Source organism: Pseudarthrobacter sp. NPDC059871, assembly GCF_042731175.1.
Classification (GTDB): domain Bacteria; phylum Actinomycetota; class Actinomycetes; order Actinomycetales; family Micrococcaceae; genus Arthrobacter.
In genome coordinates, this window is record NZ_JBHWJV010000013.1 from 16135 (window position 1) to 32826 (window position 16692).

Consider the following 16692-nt stretch of genomic DNA (forward strand, 5'->3'; position numbering starts at 1 on the left):
CGGGACTAGGATTACTCTGTGGCTGGCCTGATCAAACGTGAAGATATCGACGAAGTACGCCAGCGCACGGACATCAAGGAAGTGGTGGACGGCTACGTCACCCTCAAGGGTGCCGGGCTGGGGACCTTCAAAGGCCTGTGCCCATTCCACGACGAGCGCTCGCCGTCGTTCACGGTCCGCCCGCAGGTGGGCAGGTACCACTGCTTCGGCTGCGGCGAGGACGGTGACGTCATCGCCTTCGTGCAGAAGCAGGACCACAGTTCCTTCCACGAGGCAGTGGAGAAACTTGCCGCCCGCATCGGCTATGAGCTGCGCTATGAGGACGGCGGCACGGGGCCCAACCGCGAGGAGGTGGGGCGGCGCCAGCGGCTGCTGGACGCCCACAAGATTGCCGATGAATTCTTCCGGGCCCAGCTGCTGACCCCCGGCGCCGCCGAGGCACGGAACTTCCTCTTCGGCCGCGGGTTCGACCGCGCTGCCGCCGAGCACTTTGGCTGCGGTTACGCCCCGCAGGGCTGGGACGCGCTGCTCAAGCACCTGCGCGGCCGCGGCTTCACCGATGCCGAACTCAAGCTCACGGGCATGTTCAGTGAAGGCAACCGGGGCATCTACGACCGCTTCCGGGGACGCCTCATTTGGCCCATCAAGGACATCGCCGGTGACACCATCGGGTTCGGCGCGCGCAAGCTCTACGAGGACGACCAAGGGCCCAAGTACCTGAACACCCCCGAGACCACGCTGTACAAGAAGTCCCAGGTCCTCTACGGCATCGACCTCGCCAAGAAAAGCATCGCCAAGGAGCGCCAGTTGGTGGTGGTGGAGGGCTACACTGACGTGATGGCCTGCCACCTTGCGGGAATTACGACGGCGGTAGCCACCTGCGGCACGGCGTTCGGCACCGAGCACATCAAGATCGCCCGGCGCCTGCTCTCCGACGACGGCACCGGGGGAGAGGTGGTCTTCTGCTTCGACGGCGACGCCGCCGGCCAGAAGGCGGCCCTGCGTGCCTTCGAGGAGGACCAGCGGTTCACCGCGCAGACCTACGTGGCTGTGGAACCCACCGGCGCCGATCCGTGCGACCTTCGCCAGGCCCGTGGGGACGCAGCCGTCCAGGCCCTCATCAGCAGCCGCCGGCCGCTCTTCGAATTCGCCATCCGGGCGTCGCTGAAGCGACACAACCTGGACACCGTGGAAGGCCGCGTCGCAGCGCTGCGGGAAGCCGCCCCGGTGGTGGCACAGATCCGCGACGCCGGCATCAGGCCCGCCTACGCCCGCGAACTGGCGGGATGGCTGGGCATGTCCGTCGAAGAGGCCAACAGGGCCGTGGCTGCCGCCATGAAACGCGGGTCTGCAGGCCCACAGGGGGGTGCCGGGGCCGCCGCGGCACAACAGGGCGGCCACGCTGCCGGAAGGTCCGCAGAAGCCGGCGGGCCCGGCGTTGCTGCCGGACCGGCGTCGGGCGCTGTCCCGTCCTATCACCGCCCCGACCCGCGGGACCCTGTGGCCTCCATGGAACGCCAGGCGCTGGAGGTGGCGCTGCAGGAGCCGGCGCTGCTCTCCGGGGCCGTGTGGGACCGTTTCGCCGCCGCCAGGTTTGCCACCCCGGCATTCCAGGCCGTCCATGACGCCATGCGCGCCACCGGCCCCGGCATGGTGACCGATCCTGCGCGCTGGGTGGAGCACGTGATGCATGAGGTCCCGGAGCCGCTCCGCCCGCTGGTGTCCGAGCTGGCGGTGGTGCCTTTGCCGGCAAGCACGGAGGAGGGTGTGCAGAAGTACTGCCGGGACATCCTGTCCCGCCTGTTCGAGCTGCAGATCACCCGGGTCAAGGCGGACAAGATGGGCCAGCTCCAGCGGCTCGATCCCGCTGCAGACCCTGAGGCGTTCCAGCGCCTCAACCGCGAGCTGATGATGCTCGAGATGGAGCGCAGGTCCCTGCGTTCCGATGCCTGACGTGGAGCGGCGTCGCTGCGCCGATTTCGCTTCCAGCCAGGGTGTTTGCTAGGCTAATACCCGCTTCATTCCTCCTTAGCTCAATTGGCAGAGCATTCGACTGTTAATCGAAGGGTTGCTGGTTCAAGTCCAGCAGGAGGAGCTGTCAATCCCCGTTCCGGTCCTCCGGAACGGGGATTTTTTTGTTCCTTTTCGCGCCCGGAAGAGGCCGGACGGCAGGGGAATCCGCCGATTTCACTTTTGCCGGAATCCTTTGCTAAGGTCGTACCTGCTTCATTCCTCCTTAGCTCAATTGGCAGAGCATTCGACTGTTAATCGAAGGGTTGCTGGTTCAAGTCCAGCAGGAGGAGCTTGCACGGAAAAGCCCCCGTCCTCCACTGGAGGACGGGGGCTTTTTGCTTCCTCAAACAAAGTCCATTTCAACCTGCAGGAACCTCTCTGCCTCGGCTATCGCAGCCAGGAAGGCTTCCTGCTCGGTGGGGGACCTGCGGGGTTGCCGGGGGCTCCATTCGTGCGGGGCAGAGTGGATCCGCACGAAGCCTGCATCCGGCGGTGCATAGAAGATGCCGAACCGCTGCACGGGCCACTCCGGAGAGGTTTCGGGTGCCACCAGCAGGGCGGCCTTGAACGCGGGGTTGAACCATTGGGCGATGGGCCTGCGGCGGTCCTCGGTGAAAAGCCCGGCGGCGTACAGGGCGGCCGACTGCTCACCCATCTGCGCGCACGCCCGGTCCCACCACAGGGGCAGGATCCGGGCATCGCATCGCTGCCATGTGGCCGGTAGCTGGGGTCGATCCTGCCAACTGGGCACGGACACATTTTATCGCGCAGCCAATTGCCCCGGTACAGCCACGCGGCTGCTGCCTCCGGCAATTGCTGCAGGTGCCGTCCAAACCGGGGATTCAGCGCCGGTTCCGGCTGCCCGGGTTAACGCGGTACAGCAGCGCCGCGCCGGCCAGTGAACCAAGAATGATGCCCATCGCCGGGTTGCCGGCGGCGCGGCCCGCGAAGTAGCCCGCGACGGCGCCCAGCACCGCCCCGAGGAAGAGTCCCCGTCCATTCCGGTGCGGCCGGTGTTTCATGCCCTCATCATGTCAGGTGATGGCCGGGACCGTGCGGGGACGGACCACCAGCCACAGGGCTGCCATCGCCAGCAGGATGCAGACAGCCTGGACCCCTCCCATGCTGGCGCTGCTGATGCCCAGCCACCCGACCACGGGGGAGATGAGCCCGGCCATCATGAAGGTGGCGGCACCCAGCAGGGAAGCGGCGGTGCCGGCCTGGGCCCCGTGGCTCGCCAGCGCCAGGACCTGCACGCACGGGAACATGAACCCGGTGCCCAGGATGTAGAACCACAACGGCACCATGACGCCCCACAGGCCGAAGCCGAGGAGGCCGAACACCACGATCAGGAGGGCCATCAGGAACATCCAGGCCGTTGCGGCGGCGAGGATCCACTGCGGCGGGACGCGCCTGATCAGCCGCGAACTGGTCTGGACGCCGGCCACAATACCCAGCGAATTGATACCGAAGAGCAGCCCGTACTCCTGGGCTGAGAAGCCGAACAGGCCCTGGAACAGGAACGGCGAGGCCGAGAGGTAGGTGAAGAGTCCGCCGAAGTTCAGGCCCGCCACCATCAGCAGGCCCACGAAGATCCGGTCGCTGAACAGGACCCGGTAGCGCTGCCGGGCCGTCATGCCGCTTTGCCCCCTCTTCTCCGGCGGCAGCGTTTCCCGGACCAGGACCAGCGCTGCCACGATCACCAGTGTGCCGTAGGAGGCCAGGAACACGAAGATTCCGGGCCAGGGCATCACCAGCAGCAGCTGCGAGCCGATCACCGGCGCCAGGATGGGTGCCAGGCCGTTGACCAGTGCCATCCTGGAAAACATCTTCACCATGGCGTAGCCGGAAAACAGGTCGCGGACCATGGCCATCGCCACCACGCCGCCGCCCGCGGCGCCCACACCCATGAGCACGCGGAAGATCCCCAGGGTGGTGATGTCCGTGGACAGCGCCGCACCGATCGACGCGGCGATGTGCAGCGCCGTGGCCATGATCAGGGGGTTCCTGCGGCCAAACTTGTCACTGAACGGACCCACCACCAGCTGGCCGAACGCAAAGCCCAGGGTGGTTCCTGCCAGGGTGAGCTGCACCTGCGCCTCGGTAACCCCGAGGCTGGCCTCCAGTGCGGGGAAGGCCGGCAGGTACAGGTCGATCGTGAAGGGCCCCAGGGCGGTCAGGGCGCCGAGGAGGAAAATGTACAAAAGTCTGCGGCGGCGGCTGAGCAGGTCGCCCGGATTGGAAGCAGTGGTCACGGATGTCCATCCTAGGCCCGGCACCCCATGATTTGCAGCGTTGTAATCCGTGCCGCCCGGCAAGCCCCGAAGTTCGCCCTGAACCTGAATGGTAGTTTTGTGGCGGGGACTGTGCCTGTGCACATTTCCCGGAACAAACGATGCCGGATCGAGCACACAAACCAGTTAGGCGGAACCGATGAGCGGACGTCACAGCGGGCAGACCAGACCCGGATTGCGCATCACCGCGCTGCCCGGAACGGTCAAGCTCCTTGCCAGGTTGGCGCCCCGCCAGATCAACGACGAGATCGCGTTCGCCAAGATCGAACTCAAGCGCAAAGGCGTGCAGGTGGGCGTCGCTGCCGCCTTCTTCGCCGTTGCCCTGGTCTTCCTGGCCCTCCTGGTGGTCGGACTGATCGTTGCAGCCATCATGGGCCTGGCCACCATCATGCCCGCCTGGCTGGCGGCACTGCTGGTCTCGGCCGCGTTCCTGCTGATTGCCCTGGTGGGCGGCCTCATCGGCCTGGCCAGGTTCAAGAAGGCCATGCCCCTGCTGCCGGAAGAAACCATCCGCGGCATCAAGCACGATATCGGCGTGGCCAAGGAAGGCTCGGCCTTCAACCCCGCCGTGCTGGACCCGGCGAGCCCCGAGGCCAAGGCCGCAAAGGCTGCCAAGGAAGAGGCCGCGGCCAAGGCGAAGGCCGAGAAGGCTGCCAAGGCCGCCGAGCACGACAAGGAATTCCCGCATGCGTCTGAGCCGGAACTGTCACGCCGCCTGAGCCAGCGCCGCCAGCACCTCACCGAGGTCCGTGACAACCTTGGAACGGAACTGGACGTCAAAACCCAGGGCAGGTACCTGCTCGCGGTTGCCCAGGACAAGGCCCGGCAGGGGCAGGTGCTGGCCGGGCGCGGGAAGGACGCAGCAGCCCACAAGCTCGCCGGCCTGTCGGAATCCTCCGGCGGGCTGCAGGACCGGTGGAAGCCGCTGGCCGCACTGGCCGCCGCGGGCACCGTCCTGGTGGTCCTGCTGCGGAAGCTGATCCGCACCTACTAGGACCAACCCGGCCGGGCAGGAGTGCCCGGGCAAGCAGCAGCATCAACATTCCGGGCCACGAGGTGGCGGGCGGCACAGCAGCCGCCGGCAGGCCACTGTCCGGCAGGACCACGCCGCAGGGCGGCAACAGGAAGGGGGACAGGTGAAGTTCATTGGTGCCGGTTCCCGTCCGGACCGCCCCCAGGTTGACCATGACATCGTGTTCACCATCCCCAACCTCCTCACCGTGGTGCGGTTCATGGGGGTTCCGCTCTTCATCTGGCTTGTGCTGGCGCAAAAGGAATACGGCGCCGGTGTGGTGGTCCTGGCGGTCATGGCGTGCACCGACTGGGTGGACGGCTACGTTGCCCGCCGGTTCGACCAGGCTTCCCGGCTGGGCCGGGTCCTGGACCCCATCGCGGACCGGCTGGCGCTCCTGGCCGTAGCCGTCACCCTGGTGATTGCCGGCGTCGTGCATTGGCTCTACCTGGCGGCGCTGGTCATTCCGGACGCCGTGCTGCTGGCGCTGACGCTCTCGCTCTTCAGCGGCCACCCTGACCTCCCCGTCAGCGCGGTGGGCAAGGTGCGCACCGGACTGCTGCTCCTCGGCACCCCCATGCTGGTGCTTTCCCGGCTGGACACCGGCTTCTCCCACGCACTCTTCATCGGGGCGTGGATCGTGCTGGGCCTGGGCCTGGTGGGCCACTGGATCGCCGCCTACAACTATGTCTGGGCCATGCTGCGCAAGGGCAGGGCCCGGACAACGTCCGACGGCGGGACTTCCTGATGATATGGATGGCCGTCCTCCTCGCCGTGCTGGGAGCGTTCTGCCTCGCCCTGGGAGCCCAGCGCCAGGGCAGTGCAGTGAAGGCCGATACCGGGGGACTCGCCCTGAGTTCGAACGGATTCCTGCGCCTGCTGCGGAATCCCCGCTGGGTGTTCGGCCTGCTGCTCCTGTGCGCCGGGATGGCCATGAATGCGGTGGCGCTCGTGTCCGCGCCGCTGACCGTGATCCAACCGATCGGCGCCATTGCCCTGGTGATTACCACCATCGTGAATGCGCGGGACCAGGACCTCACCATCAACCGCGCCACGGTGGTGGCCATTACCGCCTGCGTGACGGGGTCCGCACTCTTCGTCCTCCTCGCGGTCAACGTCACCCAGGAGAACCACCACGTCAGCCCGGAGGACGAGCTGACCATCGTGCTGCTCCTCGCCCTTGCGGTTGGCCTCTTCGGGACCCTGGCAGTGATGTTCCGGCACAGGATGAACGCCTTCATCTACATCCTTGGCGCCGGTGTCCTGTTCGGCTTCGTTGCGGTCCTGACCCGGATCATCGGCAAGCACCTGCTCGACCCCAACGGACTGTTCCTGCTGAACGTGCAGTGGTACTCGGTAGTGGCGATCATCGCCGCGGGAGGCCTGGGGTCCTGGTTTGTGCAGAGCGCGTACTCCTCGGGTCCGCCGGACCTGGTCATCGCCGGCCTGACGGTCATTGATCCCATGGTGGGAATCGCCATTGGCATCATCATCCTGGGTGAACTGCGCCCCGACGTCCACGCCGTCATGGCCATTGCCATGGGAACCGCCGCGCTCCTTGCTATCGTTGGGGTTATCGCCCTTTCGCGGCACCACCCCGAGGTCACCAAGCGCAAGAAGGACGCACGGAAGTCCCCGGGCAGGCCGTCCCACTAGTCCTATCCGCCCACCAGCCATCCAGCCCATGAGGCCCAGCCGCGCCGACGCCGGCGGCCAACCGTGCAGCCAGTCAACACTGTCCGCACCGTGACCATCAGGAGCCCTCCACGTGACCACGCCAGCCGACCAGCCACTGACCATCCTGATCGCCGCGGACACCTACCCGCCCCACGTGAATGGCGCCGCCCAGTTCGGCTACCGCCTCGCCAAGGGCATGACCGGCAGGGGCCACAACGTCCATGTTCTGGCCTGCCGCGACGGCAAGGGCAAGAGCTACTCCGAGTTCCGCGACGAAGCGACCGTTCACCGGCTCCGTTCGCACAGCGTGCCCACGCACGAGACGTTCCGCATCTGCCTCCCCTGGGAGATCAAGAAGGAAATCAGCCTGCTGTTCGACCGGGTCAAGCCTGATGTGGTGCACATCCAAAGCCATTACATGATTGGCGAGCACGTACTCTACGAGGCCGTCAGGCGCGGCATCCGGATCGTCGCCACCAACCACTTCATGCCGGAAAACCTCAACCCGTTCCTGCCGTTCCCGCAGTGGTTCAAGGACATCGTGGGACGGATCTCCTGGAAAGACATGGGCAAGGTCATGGGCCAGGCGGACGTGGTCACCACCCCAACTCCGCTGGCAGCCAAGGCAATGCATGAGCACGCGTTCCTGCGCAAGGTGCTCCCGCTCTCCAACGGCATCGACTCCGCCGCCTACGAGCTGCAGCCCGGGGAAAACATTGAACCGCACGCCCACCCCACGGTGCTGTTCGCTGGCCGCCTGGCCGAGGAAAAGCACGTGGACGTGCTGATCAAGGCCATCAGCAAGACCCCGCCGGAACTGAACGTGCACCTGGAGATCGTCGGCGGCGGCGAGGTGCGGCCGGCGCTCGAAGAGCTGGTGCAGCGCCTCGGACTGGAAGGCCGTGTGAAGTTCCTGGGCCTCGCCAGCGACGAGGACCTCCGGACGGCCTACATCCAGGCCAACCTCTTCTGCATGCCGGGAACGGCCGAGCTGCAGTCGCTGGTGACGCTCGAGGCGATGTCCGCGTCCACCCCCGTGGTCCTGGCAGACGCCATGGCCTTGCCGCACCTTGTCCGGGACGGGCAGAACGGCTACCTGTTCACCCCCAACGACAGCGACGACCTCGCCAAGAAGATCACCCAGATCCTGGAGCTTCCCAAGGACCAGCAGGCCGCCATGGGCCAGGCCAGCCGCCAGATGGTGGAACCGCACAGCATCCAGGGCACCCTGCAGACCTTCGAGGACCTGTACCGCGGCGCGCGGTACGAGGACATGGTGGTCTGAGAGCACCCCGGCATTTGCTAGAGTGTTCCTGCCCTGCCGCCGCGCCCCGCGCGGAAGGCCTGGGGCTTTTCGGGGCTATAGCTCAGCTGGTTAGAGCGCGGGACTCATAATCCTAAGGTCCTCGGTTCAAGTCCGAGTAGCCCTACTGCGCCGCGTGCAGCGGCGGGCAGAAACGCGCAACCGCGGCCGACGATCAACGTCCGGCCGCGGTTTTTGCGTTAATCCGGATTCGTGCGCCGCCCGGCACATGGGTGCCCGCACCTGCCGGGCGTCCTCATGGACCCTGCTTCCTTTCCTAACCGCCGGATCTGCGGTATGTTACTGACCAGTAACTTACTGCGCCCCGCCAGTGGGCAAAGCACGCTGATTCCCGGAAGGCAACCATGTCCACTCCTGCTGCAGACCCCCATGACCTTCCCTACGCGGACGGCGACTTCTACGCTTTCGAACAGCTCCTGTCCGCCAAGGAGCGGGACCGGCTCGCCGAGGTCCGCGACTTCCTGGCCCGCGAAGTCCGCCCCATCGCCGCGGACTGCTGGAACAGGGGGGAGTTCCCCATGGACCTCATCCCGAAGCTCGCCGAAGTGGACCTCGTCAGCCCTGTCCGGCGCCAGGGCCACTCCAACGTCTTCGCCGGGTTGGTCCATGCCGAACTGACCCGCGCCGACGCCTCCATTGCTACCTTCCTGGGTGTCCACGACGGGCTTTTCACGGGGTCCATCGAAGCGCTGGCATCCCGGGAACAGCAGGAGGAGTGGCTGCCGGACATCTATGCGCTGAAGAAAATCGGCGCGTTCGGCCTCACCGAACCGCTGGGGGGCAGCGATGTGGCAGGCGGGACCCGCACCACCGCACGCCGGGACGGCGATACCTGGATCCTCAACGGTGCCAAGCGCTGGATCGGCAACGCCACCTTCTCCGACTGGGTGGTCATCTACGCCCGCGATGTCGCTGACAATCAGGTCAAGGGCTTCCTCGTCGACACCACCCTGCCCGGTTTCAGTGCCACCAAGATCGAGAACAAGATCTCCCTCCGCACCGTGCAGAACGCCGACATTGTCCTCGAGGACGTCGTGGTGCCGGACTTCTTCAAGCTCGCCAACGCGAACAGCTTCCGGGACGTCAACAAGGTCCTGAAGGTAACGCGGCTGGCTGTGGCGTGGCAGGCGGTGGGCCAGCAGCTGGCGGCCTTCGACGTTGCCAGGAGCTACGCCGTGGAGCGCAAGCAGTTCGGCCGCCCGCTGGCATCCTTCCAGCTCATCCAGAACCAGCTGGTGCAGATCCTGGGCAACGCCGTCAGCTCCATGGGGATGATGGTGCGGCTCGCCCAGCTCGAAGATGACGGACTGGCCAAGGATGAGCAGTCTGCCCTGGCAAAGGCCTTCACCACCGAACGGATGCGCGAGAGCGTAGCCATGGGACGGAGCATCCTCGGCGGCAACGGCATCGTCACTGACTATGGCATGGCGAAGATCTTCGCCGATGCGGAGGCGATCTACTCCTACGAAGGCACTGCCGAGATCAACACCCTGGTCACCGGCCGCGCCATCACCGGTATCTCGGCCATCGTCTAGGGCGTTCCCCGCAGGGGCAGCAGGACCGAAGGCCTCAGGTCCAGGACGAACTGCAGGGGATTGACGTACTCCTCGCCCTGCCGGACGCCCCAGTGGATGCAACCGGCGGCGGGGCAGTGGCCGGGGAGGGCGGTGCCGATGACCTGCCCCTGCGTCACCGCGCTGCCAACCGCCAGCGGGCTGTCCACAGGCTCGAAGCTGCTCCGCAGGCCGCCGCCGTGATCTATGGTGATCACCGGCCGGTCCACTACTACACCCACAAAGCTGACAGTTCCAGCCGCCGGCGACACCACTGCCGCCGCAGGACCTGACGTCTCCAGGTCCACTCCCCGGTGGCCGCTGAGCCACGGTTTGGGCGGCGGATCAAAGATGCGAAGTACTGGCGGGCGGGGCGTAAGCGGCCACTCCCACGACGGGTTGGCAACGGAAGCACCCATGTCTCCCGCCGCCGTCGGAAGCGCCTGGAGCGTTGCCCGCGGGTGGCCCGGCTCCCGCGGACTGTAGGACAGCGGCTGCGGGATGGATGAGACCGACGCAGGAAGCAGCAGCAGCGCGGCAAGCAGGACCGGTGGTTTCATGTGCCCAGCATGCGCCCGTCAAAACGGCGCGGTCACGGGACTCCCGTGCCTATGTGGAAAAGCCCTGAAGGCACCCGCCGCGCGTCCCGTGGGCGGTGGTCGCTGTAGTACTATTGACGGAGCAGTTTGCTGCGCCCTCAACGCGTCCCGCCCCGGCAGTCCACCTTTTCGGTGATGCTGCCTGTCCAGGTTGCGTCGGCACAACTCATTCAGGAGTGTGGGGGAGCAGCCGGCTGACTACGCGCATCCTGCCCTCCAACGGCACGGCCCCGGCCGCACCGACGGAGGATCGCGCCTCCTGCGGTCCGTCCAACAGTACGGATGGGAAGCGCGATGGATGCCAGGAGCACGGCCCAACCCGGGCCACGCTAATCAACCGTCAACTATTGGCAGGGTAAGAAGCCTCGCGGCTATCTCATGAATGACCTGCCGGAAGGAGCGTCGGCATGCCCGTCGTAACTATGCGCCAGCTGCTTGACAGCGGCGTCCACTTTGGACACCAGACCCGCCGTTGGAACCCGAAGATGAAGCGCTTCATCTTTACCGAGCGCAACGGCATCTACATCATTGACCTTCAGCAGTCGCTGTCCTACATCGACCGCGCCTACGAGTTCGTGAAGGCCACCGTTGCCCACGGCGGCACCGTACTCTTCGTCGGCACCAAGAAGCAGGCCCAGGAAGCAATCGCCGAGCAGGCCACCCGCGTGGGCCAGCCCTACGTGAACCAGCGCTGGCTCGGCGGCATGCTGACCAACTTCCAGACGGTCGCCAAGCGTATCCAGCGTATGAAGGAACTCGAAGAGATCGACTTCGACGACGTTGCTGGTTCCGCTTACACCAAGAAGGAACTGCTGCTCCTCAAGCGCGAGCTCACCAAGCTCGAGTCCAACCTGGGCGGTATCCGCAACCTGACCAAGGCACCTTCCGTGCTCTGGATCGTGGACACCAAGAAGGAGCACCTCGCTGTTGACGAGGCCAAGAAGCTCAACATCCCGGTTGTGGCCATCCTGGACACCAACTGCGATCCCGACGAAGTCGATTTCCCGATCCCGGGCAACGACGACGCCATCCGCTCCGTGAACCTCCTGACCCGCGTTGTTGCCGACGCCGTCGCCGAGGGCCTGATCGCCCGCAACAACCGCGGCTCGGGCACCACCGAAGCTCCCGAAGAGCCGCTGGCTGAGTGGGAGCGCGAGCTCCTCGAAGGCAGCAAGGCCGAGGAAGCTGCTGCGGCTGCTCCGGCAGAAAACGCCGAAGCTCCGGCTGCTGCTGAAGCTTCAGCTGAAGCCCCGGCTGCTGCCGAGGCTCCCGCCGAAGACGCCAAGTAACACAGCTAAATCCGGATTCTCCGTGCTGTCCGCAGCCGGAGCTGCTGACAGGATGGCCGCCCGCACCGCGGGCAGCCATCCTGTCAGTCCGTACACCACAACAAATTTCTAGACAGAGGGGTTCACATGGCGAACTACACTGCCGCTGACATCAAGGCCCTGCGCGAGCGCACCGGCGCCGGCATGATGGACGTCAAGAAGGCTCTTGACGAAGCCAACGGTGACGCCGAAAAGGCCATCGAAATCATCCGCATCAAGGGCCTCAAGGGCGCCACCAAGCGCGAAGGCCGCTCCACCGCCGAAGGCCTCGTTGCCGCCAAGGTCAGCAACGGCGTCGGCGTCATGATCGAGGTCAACTGCGAGACCGACTTCGTTGCCAAGGCTGACAAGTTCATCCAGCTGGCCGACAAGGTCCTGGCCGTCGCCGTCGAGTCCGGCGCTGCCGACCTCGAAACCCTCCTCGCCACCGATGTCGACGGCAAGCCGCTGTCCGAGGTCGTCATCGAAGAAGGCGCTGTCCTGGGCGAGAAGGTCGTCGTCCGCCGCATTTCCCGCATCGAGGGTGCAACGGTTGACGCCTACCTGCACAAGACCTCGAAGGACCTCCCGGCCCAGGTCGGCGTCCTGTTTGCTGTCGACGGTGAAAGCGAAGCCGCTGCCACCGCCGCCCACGACGTCGCCGTCCACATCGCCGCCATGGCCCCGAACTACCTGACCCGCGAGGACGTTCCGTCCGACCTGGTCGAGTCCGAGCGCCGCATCGCCGAAGAGACCGCAAAGGCCGAGGGCAAGCCCGAAGCCGCCCTCACCAAGATCGTGGAAGGCCGCGTTACGGGCTTCTACAAGGGTGAGGTGCTGGTTGACCAGGCCTTCGCCAAGGACGCCAAGAAGTCCGTGGCACAGATCCTCGAAGAGGCCGGTGTCAAGGGAACCGCGTTCGCGCGTTTCCGCGTCGGCGCCTAGTCGAACACGTAAGGGGGTGGCCACTTCGGTGGCCGCCCCTTTTGCATGCGCACGGTTTGTGCCCTGAGTTGTGCGCCGGGCGCCGGGCACCGGGCATCATTGGTTCCGGCCACCGGTTCCGGCAGGATAACCTTTTTTCGAACGTCACCAACGGGAAGGCACCATGGAAGCCGTCAATACTGTAATGCAGCAAGAGAAGAGCCGACGGCGGGTCCTCCTGAAGCTCTCCGGCGAGGTCTTCGGCGGCGGGAAGCTCGGTGTTGATCCCGAGACCGTCCGTAACGTCGCCAAGCAGATTGCCGCAGCCGTCCCGGACGTTGAAGTGGCCATCGTGGTGGGCGGCGGCAACTTCTTCCGCGGCGCCGAACTGTCCCAGAGCGGCATGGACCGCTCGCGGGCCGATTACATGGGCATGCTCGGTACCGTCATGAACTGCCTCGCCCTGCAGGATTTCCTGGAGCAGGCGGGCGTGGAGACGCGCGTGCAGAGCGCCATCACCATGGGACAGGTTGCTGAGGCCTATATCCCGCGCCGCGCCATCCGCCACATGGAAAAGGGCCGCGTGGTCATCTTCGGTGCCGGTGCCGGCCTGCCGTACTTCTCCACGGACACCGTGGCCGCCCAGCGTGCCCTTGAAGTCCACGCGGATGTTGTCCTCATGGCCAAGAGCGGCGTTGACGCCGTCTACACCGCGGACCCCAAGAAGGATCCCACTGCCGAACGGCTGGAGACCCTGAGCTACGACGACGCCCTGCGGCGCGACATCCGTGTCATGGACCAGACCGCCATGACCATGTGCAAGGACAACGACCTGTCCATGGTGGTCTTCGGCATGGAAGGCGAAGGCAACGTCACCCGCGCCATCCGTGGAGAGAAGCTGGGCACCCTGGTCTCCGCCTAGCTCCGGCTAGGATGTTTTCAGGACAGTTCCGCTGCCGCCCCCGGGCGGTGGCGGAAGCAGCGACAGAGAACCACGCGTGCATGGAGCCGGCCCCCGGACCGCACCAGAACCCCAGGAGAGACCGTGATCGAAGAAACCTTGCTCGAAGCCGAAGAGAAGATGGACAAGGCCGTAGAGGTTGCCAAGGAAGACTTCGCTTCCATCCGCACCGGCCGCGCCAACCCCGGCCTGTACAACAGGGTCCTGGTGGACTACTACGGCTCGCCCACACCCCTGCAGCAGCTCGCCTCGTTCGCCATCCCTGACGCCCGCACCATCCTGATTACCCCGTTCGACAAGACCGCGCTGCGGGACATCGAACGCGCCCTGAGCGATTCCGAGGTAGGGGCCAACCCGTCCAACGACGGCAACGTCATCCGGATCACCATCCCGGAACTGACCAAGGAACGCCGCAAGGAATACGTCAAGATCGTCAAGACCAAGGGCGAGGACGCCAAGGTGTCCATCCGCAATATCCGCCGCAAGGCAAAGGAAGCCCTGGACCGCCTGGTCAAGGACGGCGAAGCCGGCGAAGATGAGGGTACCCGGGCCGAAAAGGAGCTGGACGGCCTCACCAAGGCCCACGTGGATGGCATCGATGAGCTGCTCAAGCGCAAGGAAGCAGAGCTGCTCGAAGTCTGATGGGCCAGGCAGATCAGGCCCCCGCACCACGGGCGCGCATACGGGGGAAGCGGCCCAGGAGCAATCCAACGCCCAAGGCCGGCCGGAACCTTCCGGCGGCCGTTGGGGTGGGCCTGGCCATGCTGCTCGCCGTGCTGGGCGGGCTGCTATTCCTTCCGCTGGGTTTCGTGGCGGTCACCACCACGTTCGCCATCTTCGGTGTCTGGGAAATTTACCGTGCCCTGGAGGCCAACGGCACCAGGATGCCCATCGTTCCGGTAATGACCGGCACGGTGGCCATGCCGTTCGTGGCGTACTTTGGCGGCGTCGAAAGCCTGCTCTTCGCCATGCTCCTCAGCTCGGTGGCGGTGCTGCTCTGGAGATCCATCGACACCGCCGCAGGCTCGGTTAACAGCATTTTTGCCGGGGTCTTCACCCTCGGCTGGGTGCCGTTCTTCATCAGCTTCGCCGCGCTGCCGCTGCACGCCTCCGGGGGTGCCACCCCGCTGGGACTCTGGCCGGGAGGTGCCGTTCCGGAAGGCGCCTGGCAAATCGCCGTCATGCTGCTGCTGGTGGTCTCCAATGACACGTTCGGCTACCTGGTGGGAGCATCGCTGGGCAAGCACCCCATGGCGCCCAAGATCAGCCCCAAGAAGTCCTGGGAAGGTTTTGCCGGATCTGTGGCCGGTGCCGTCCTGATCGGCGTCCTCGCCTGCCTCTTCATCCTGGACAAGCCCTGGTGGGTGGGCGTGGTCCTGGCCGTCGGCACAGTGGCCGCCTCCACTGCCGGCGACCTTGCCGAGTCCATGGTGAAACGCGAACTTGGCGTCAAGGACATGAGCAGCATCCTGCCCGGGCACGGCGGGGTCATGGACCGGCTGGACTCCATCGTGTTTGCGTCCCCGCTGGTCTACGTCCTCTACGGGTTTGTCACCGGAAGCTGGTAAACCCCCTGCTTGCGGGGGAATCTCCCGCCTGCAGGGAAAGGACGGCCCTCACGGGGCAGCATCATCCCGGCACCAATAGACTGGTGCCACAGCGCTACGGCTGAAGAGCATTGAAGGAACCAACAGTGGCATTGGATATTCATCGGCAGATCCCTGCGTCGTTTGAGCGTGTTCAGCGCAGCGAATACGGGTACAACGCGAAGCAGGTGGACCAGTTCCTCCAGCGGGCACGGGTGTCGCTGGAGTCACCCCACGACGCCGAGCAACCCATCAACAGCTCAGACGTACGGGCTGTGTCCTTCGACCCGGTCAAGGGCGGCTACTCCGCGGCCGTGGTGGATGCGGCCCTGGACCGGCTGGAAGATGCCTTCGCCCGCAGGGAGCGCGATGAACTGATTGCGGCCAGCGGCGAGGAAGCCTGGCTGCGCGAAATCGGCAAGCTCTCGGGAATCCTCCGCGGACGCCTGCACCGCCCGGACGGGGAACGCTTCCGCCGGCCCGCCAAGAATAAGGCCCGCAGCTACAACACCGCCGATGTGGACAGGCTCTGCCACGAACTTGTGGCCTACCTCGAACACGACAAGCCGCTCAGCGTGGACAGCGTCCGCCGCGCCGTGTTCCGTCCGGAAACCGGACGCGACGGCTATGAAGAAGCCCAAGTGGACGCCTTCCTGGACCGCGTCATTGAACTGATGGCCGCCATCGACTAGGGGCGCGCTGGGGATGTTTCCTGAGCCGCCTGGACTCAATCCAGCTCCACCTGGTCCACCACCCCTATTCCGCCTCGGGTGGCGAAGGGGAGAGCGGGGTGAACCGGGTCCAGATGTCCCGGTAGCCCCGGTAGCCGTTGACTGCCGAGACGCCCAGGAACGACAGCCCGCACGCACCGCCCATCAATAGTGCCGCAACCGTTCCGGCTCCCAGGATGGTTAGCAGCAGCCCTGCCAGGATGGCAATCAGGGCCCCGTTCGCCATCGACATGAAAATCATGCTGCTGCCGGCCACATGGCGGAAGTTGCCGCGGTTGCCGAAGAAGTAGTAGGTCTGCACGGAACCGGCCTCGTCATCGTGATGGGCAGCCATCAGATACGGCGCCACGCCCGGATCCAGCTCGACGTAAGCTGCCCTGAGCCGGTTCATGGCGGTGACGTACATCAGGTCCTCATGGGCAACGTTCATGACCCGCAGCTGGGTCAGCAGCCCCATGGCCACGTCAATGAACAGCACCACCACCGCCAAAAGGACAAACGAATCCGAGAATCCGGTGGCCTGGCCCACCAGCGCGACGCTCACCAGGCCCGCCGAGGTGAAGGTCAGGAACATGCTGATCCTCGTCAGCACCTCACCCTGGGCTGTGCTCCGGGAAGCCAGCAGGCCCCAGTGCTCCGTGGCGAGCAGCTGCGCCCGCACGGACGGCGGAACCGGCTCCGCTGCCGGGTGTTCGTCCCGGGTGGACATGG

The 16692-nt window shown here is 65.8% G+C and carries 17 protein-coding genes and 3 tRNA genes; 15 read left to right on the forward strand and 5 right to left on the reverse strand.

The features are described 5' to 3' along the window. Positions 1-18: 18 nt before the first annotated feature. From dnaG to ACFV4R_RS16960, 3 genes are all read left to right on the forward strand, one after another. On the forward strand, positions 19-1953 hold the full coding sequence (gene dnaG / locus ACFV4R_RS16950) for a DNA primase (protein ID WP_377203656.1): 1935 nt from the start codon (positions 19-21) through the stop codon (positions 1951-1953). 69 nt (positions 1954-2022) lie between these two features. Then, positions 2023-2095: transfer RNA gene (locus ACFV4R_RS16955), tRNA-Asn, on the forward strand. Between the two features lie 135 nt (positions 2096-2230). Beyond that, positions 2231-2303, forward strand: a tRNA-Asn gene (locus tag ACFV4R_RS16960). 53 nt (positions 2304-2356) lie between these two features. Here the strand turns inward: ACFV4R_RS16960 and ACFV4R_RS16965 are convergent. The 3 genes from ACFV4R_RS16965 to ACFV4R_RS16975 form a co-directional block, all read right to left on the reverse strand. Continuing rightward, positions 2357-2764: a hypothetical protein gene (locus tag ACFV4R_RS16965; protein ID WP_091723908.1), complete on the reverse strand. Its 408-nt coding sequence runs from the start codon at positions 2762-2764 to the stop codon at positions 2357-2359. A gap of 91 nt (positions 2765-2855) precedes the next feature. Further along, the gene (locus ACFV4R_RS16970) at positions 2856-3035 is read right to left on the reverse strand and encodes a hypothetical protein (protein WP_091719195.1); all 180 of its coding nucleotides are present in this window, start codon (positions 3033-3035) and stop codon (positions 2856-2858) included. 12 nt (positions 3036-3047) lie between these two features. Then, positions 3048-4268 carry a multidrug effflux MFS transporter gene (locus ACFV4R_RS16975; RefSeq protein ID WP_377203657.1) on the reverse strand — a complete coding sequence of 407 codons (1221 nt, stop codon included), beginning with the start codon at positions 4266-4268 and terminating at the stop codon, positions 3048-3050. A gap of 178 nt (positions 4269-4446) precedes the next feature. Here ACFV4R_RS16975 and ACFV4R_RS16980 point away from each other — a divergent pair, with 178 nt between their 5' ends. From ACFV4R_RS16980 to ACFV4R_RS17005, 6 genes are all read left to right on the forward strand, one after another. Further along, positions 4447-5301 (forward strand): phage holin family protein, encoded by an 855-nt coding sequence (locus ACFV4R_RS16980; RefSeq protein ID WP_377203658.1) that lies wholly within the window; start codon positions 4447-4449, stop codon positions 5299-5301. 142 nt (positions 5302-5443) lie between these two features. Further along, the gene (locus tag ACFV4R_RS16985; protein ID WP_377203659.1) at positions 5444-6067 is read left to right on the forward strand and encodes a CDP-alcohol phosphatidyltransferase family protein; all 624 of its coding nucleotides are present in this window, start codon (positions 5444-5446) and stop codon (positions 6065-6067) included. Further along, positions 6067-6975 (forward strand): DMT family transporter, encoded by a 909-nt coding sequence (locus ACFV4R_RS16990; protein ID WP_091719201.1) that lies wholly within the window; start codon positions 6067-6069, stop codon positions 6973-6975. The genes ACFV4R_RS16985 and ACFV4R_RS16990 overlap by 1 nt, the downstream gene beginning before the upstream one ends. 112 nt (positions 6976-7087) lie before the next feature. Further along, on the forward strand, positions 7088-8281 hold the full coding sequence (locus ACFV4R_RS16995; RefSeq protein ID WP_377203660.1) for a glycosyltransferase: 1194 nt from the start codon (positions 7088-7090) through the stop codon (positions 8279-8281). Between the two features lie 71 nt (positions 8282-8352). Next, a tRNA-Ile gene (locus ACFV4R_RS17000) sits at positions 8353-8426 on the forward strand. A gap of 238 nt (positions 8427-8664) precedes the next feature. Further along, positions 8665-9855: an acyl-CoA dehydrogenase family protein gene (locus ACFV4R_RS17005; protein ID WP_377203661.1), complete on the forward strand. Its 1191-nt coding sequence runs from the start codon at positions 8665-8667 to the stop codon at positions 9853-9855. On the opposite strand, the gene ACFV4R_RS17010 is transcribed toward ACFV4R_RS17005, so the two are convergent. Next, the gene (locus tag ACFV4R_RS17010) at positions 9852-10433 is read right to left on the reverse strand and encodes a M23 family metallopeptidase (protein ID WP_377203662.1); all 582 of its coding nucleotides are present in this window, start codon (positions 10431-10433) and stop codon (positions 9852-9854) included. The two genes, ACFV4R_RS17005 and ACFV4R_RS17010, sit on opposite strands and share 4 nt — an antisense overlap. A 446-nt stretch (positions 10434-10879) precedes the next feature. On the opposite strand from ACFV4R_RS17010, the gene rpsB reads away from it, so the two are divergent. The 6 genes from rpsB to ACFV4R_RS17040 all read left to right on the forward strand — a co-directional run bounded on the left by rpsB (position 10880) and on the right by ACFV4R_RS17040 (position 15942). Continuing rightward, positions 10880-11761: a 30S ribosomal protein S2 gene (gene rpsB / locus ACFV4R_RS17015; protein WP_377203663.1), complete on the forward strand. Its 882-nt coding sequence runs from the start codon at positions 10880-10882 to the stop codon at positions 11759-11761. A gap of 126 nt (positions 11762-11887) precedes the next feature. Continuing rightward, the gene (gene tsf / locus ACFV4R_RS17020; RefSeq protein ID WP_056083491.1) at positions 11888-12724 is read left to right on the forward strand and encodes a translation elongation factor Ts; all 837 of its coding nucleotides are present in this window, start codon (positions 11888-11890) and stop codon (positions 12722-12724) included. A gap of 163 nt (positions 12725-12887) precedes the next feature. Continuing rightward, positions 12888-13625, forward strand: a complete 738-nt coding sequence (pyrH, locus tag ACFV4R_RS17025; protein ID WP_056083488.1) for a UMP kinase — start codon at positions 12888-12890, stop codon at positions 13623-13625. 123 nt (positions 13626-13748) lie between these two features. After that, entirely contained in the window at positions 13749-14306 is a 558-nt protein-coding gene (gene frr, locus ACFV4R_RS17030) for a ribosome recycling factor (RefSeq protein ID WP_015936600.1), read from the forward strand. Next, positions 14306-15232 carry a phosphatidate cytidylyltransferase gene (locus ACFV4R_RS17035; protein WP_377203664.1) on the forward strand — a complete coding sequence of 309 codons (927 nt, stop codon included), beginning with the start codon at positions 14306-14308 and terminating at the stop codon, positions 15230-15232. The genes frr and ACFV4R_RS17035 overlap by 1 nt, the downstream gene beginning before the upstream one ends. Before the next feature lie 125 nt (positions 15233-15357). Further along, entirely contained in the window at positions 15358-15942 is a 585-nt protein-coding gene (locus ACFV4R_RS17040; protein ID WP_377203665.1) for a DivIVA domain-containing protein, read from the forward strand. A gap of 64 nt (positions 15943-16006) precedes the next feature. Here the strand turns inward: ACFV4R_RS17040 and ACFV4R_RS17045 are convergent, their stop codons facing one another. After that, entirely contained in the window at positions 16007-16690 is a 684-nt protein-coding gene (locus ACFV4R_RS17045) for a hypothetical protein (RefSeq protein ID WP_377203666.1), read from the reverse strand. Between the last annotated feature and the right edge of the window lie 2 nt (positions 16691-16692).

Bases quoted from the DNA above. Each gene is read 5' to 3' on its own strand.
- tsf (WP_056083491.1), top strand. From the start codon at position 11,888: ATGGCGAACTACACTGCCGCTGACATCAAGGCCCTGCGCGAGCGCACC.
- ACFV4R_RS16990 (WP_091719201.1), top strand. From the start codon at position 6,067: ATGATATGGATGGCCGTCCTCCTCGCCGTGCTGGGAGCGTTCTGCCTC.
- ACFV4R_RS17005 (WP_377203661.1), top strand. From the start codon at position 8,665: ATGTCCACTCCTGCTGCAGACCCCCATGACCTTCCCTACGCGGACGGC.
- pyrH (WP_056083488.1), top strand. From the start codon at position 12,888: ATGGAAGCCGTCAATACTGTAATGCAGCAAGAGAAGAGCCGACGGCGG.
- ACFV4R_RS17035 (WP_377203664.1), top strand. From the start codon at position 14,306: ATGGGCCAGGCAGATCAGGCCCCCGCACCACGGGCGCGCATACGGGGG.
- ACFV4R_RS17010 (WP_377203662.1), bottom strand. From the start codon at position 10,433: ATGAAACCACCGGTCCTGCTTGCCGCGCTGCTGCTGCTTCCTGCGTCG.
- rpsB (WP_377203663.1), top strand. From the start codon at position 10,880: ATGCCCGTCGTAACTATGCGCCAGCTGCTTGACAGCGGCGTCCACTTT.
- ACFV4R_RS16970 (WP_091719195.1), bottom strand. From the start codon at position 3,035: ATGAAACACCGGCCGCACCGGAATGGACGGGGACTCTTCCTCGGGGCG.
- ACFV4R_RS17045 (WP_377203666.1), bottom strand. From the start codon at position 16,690: ATGTCCACCCGGGACGAACACCCGGCAGCGGAGCCGGTTCCGCCGTCC.
- ACFV4R_RS16980 (WP_377203658.1), top strand. From the start codon at position 4,447: ATGAGCGGACGTCACAGCGGGCAGACCAGACCCGGATTGCGCATCACC.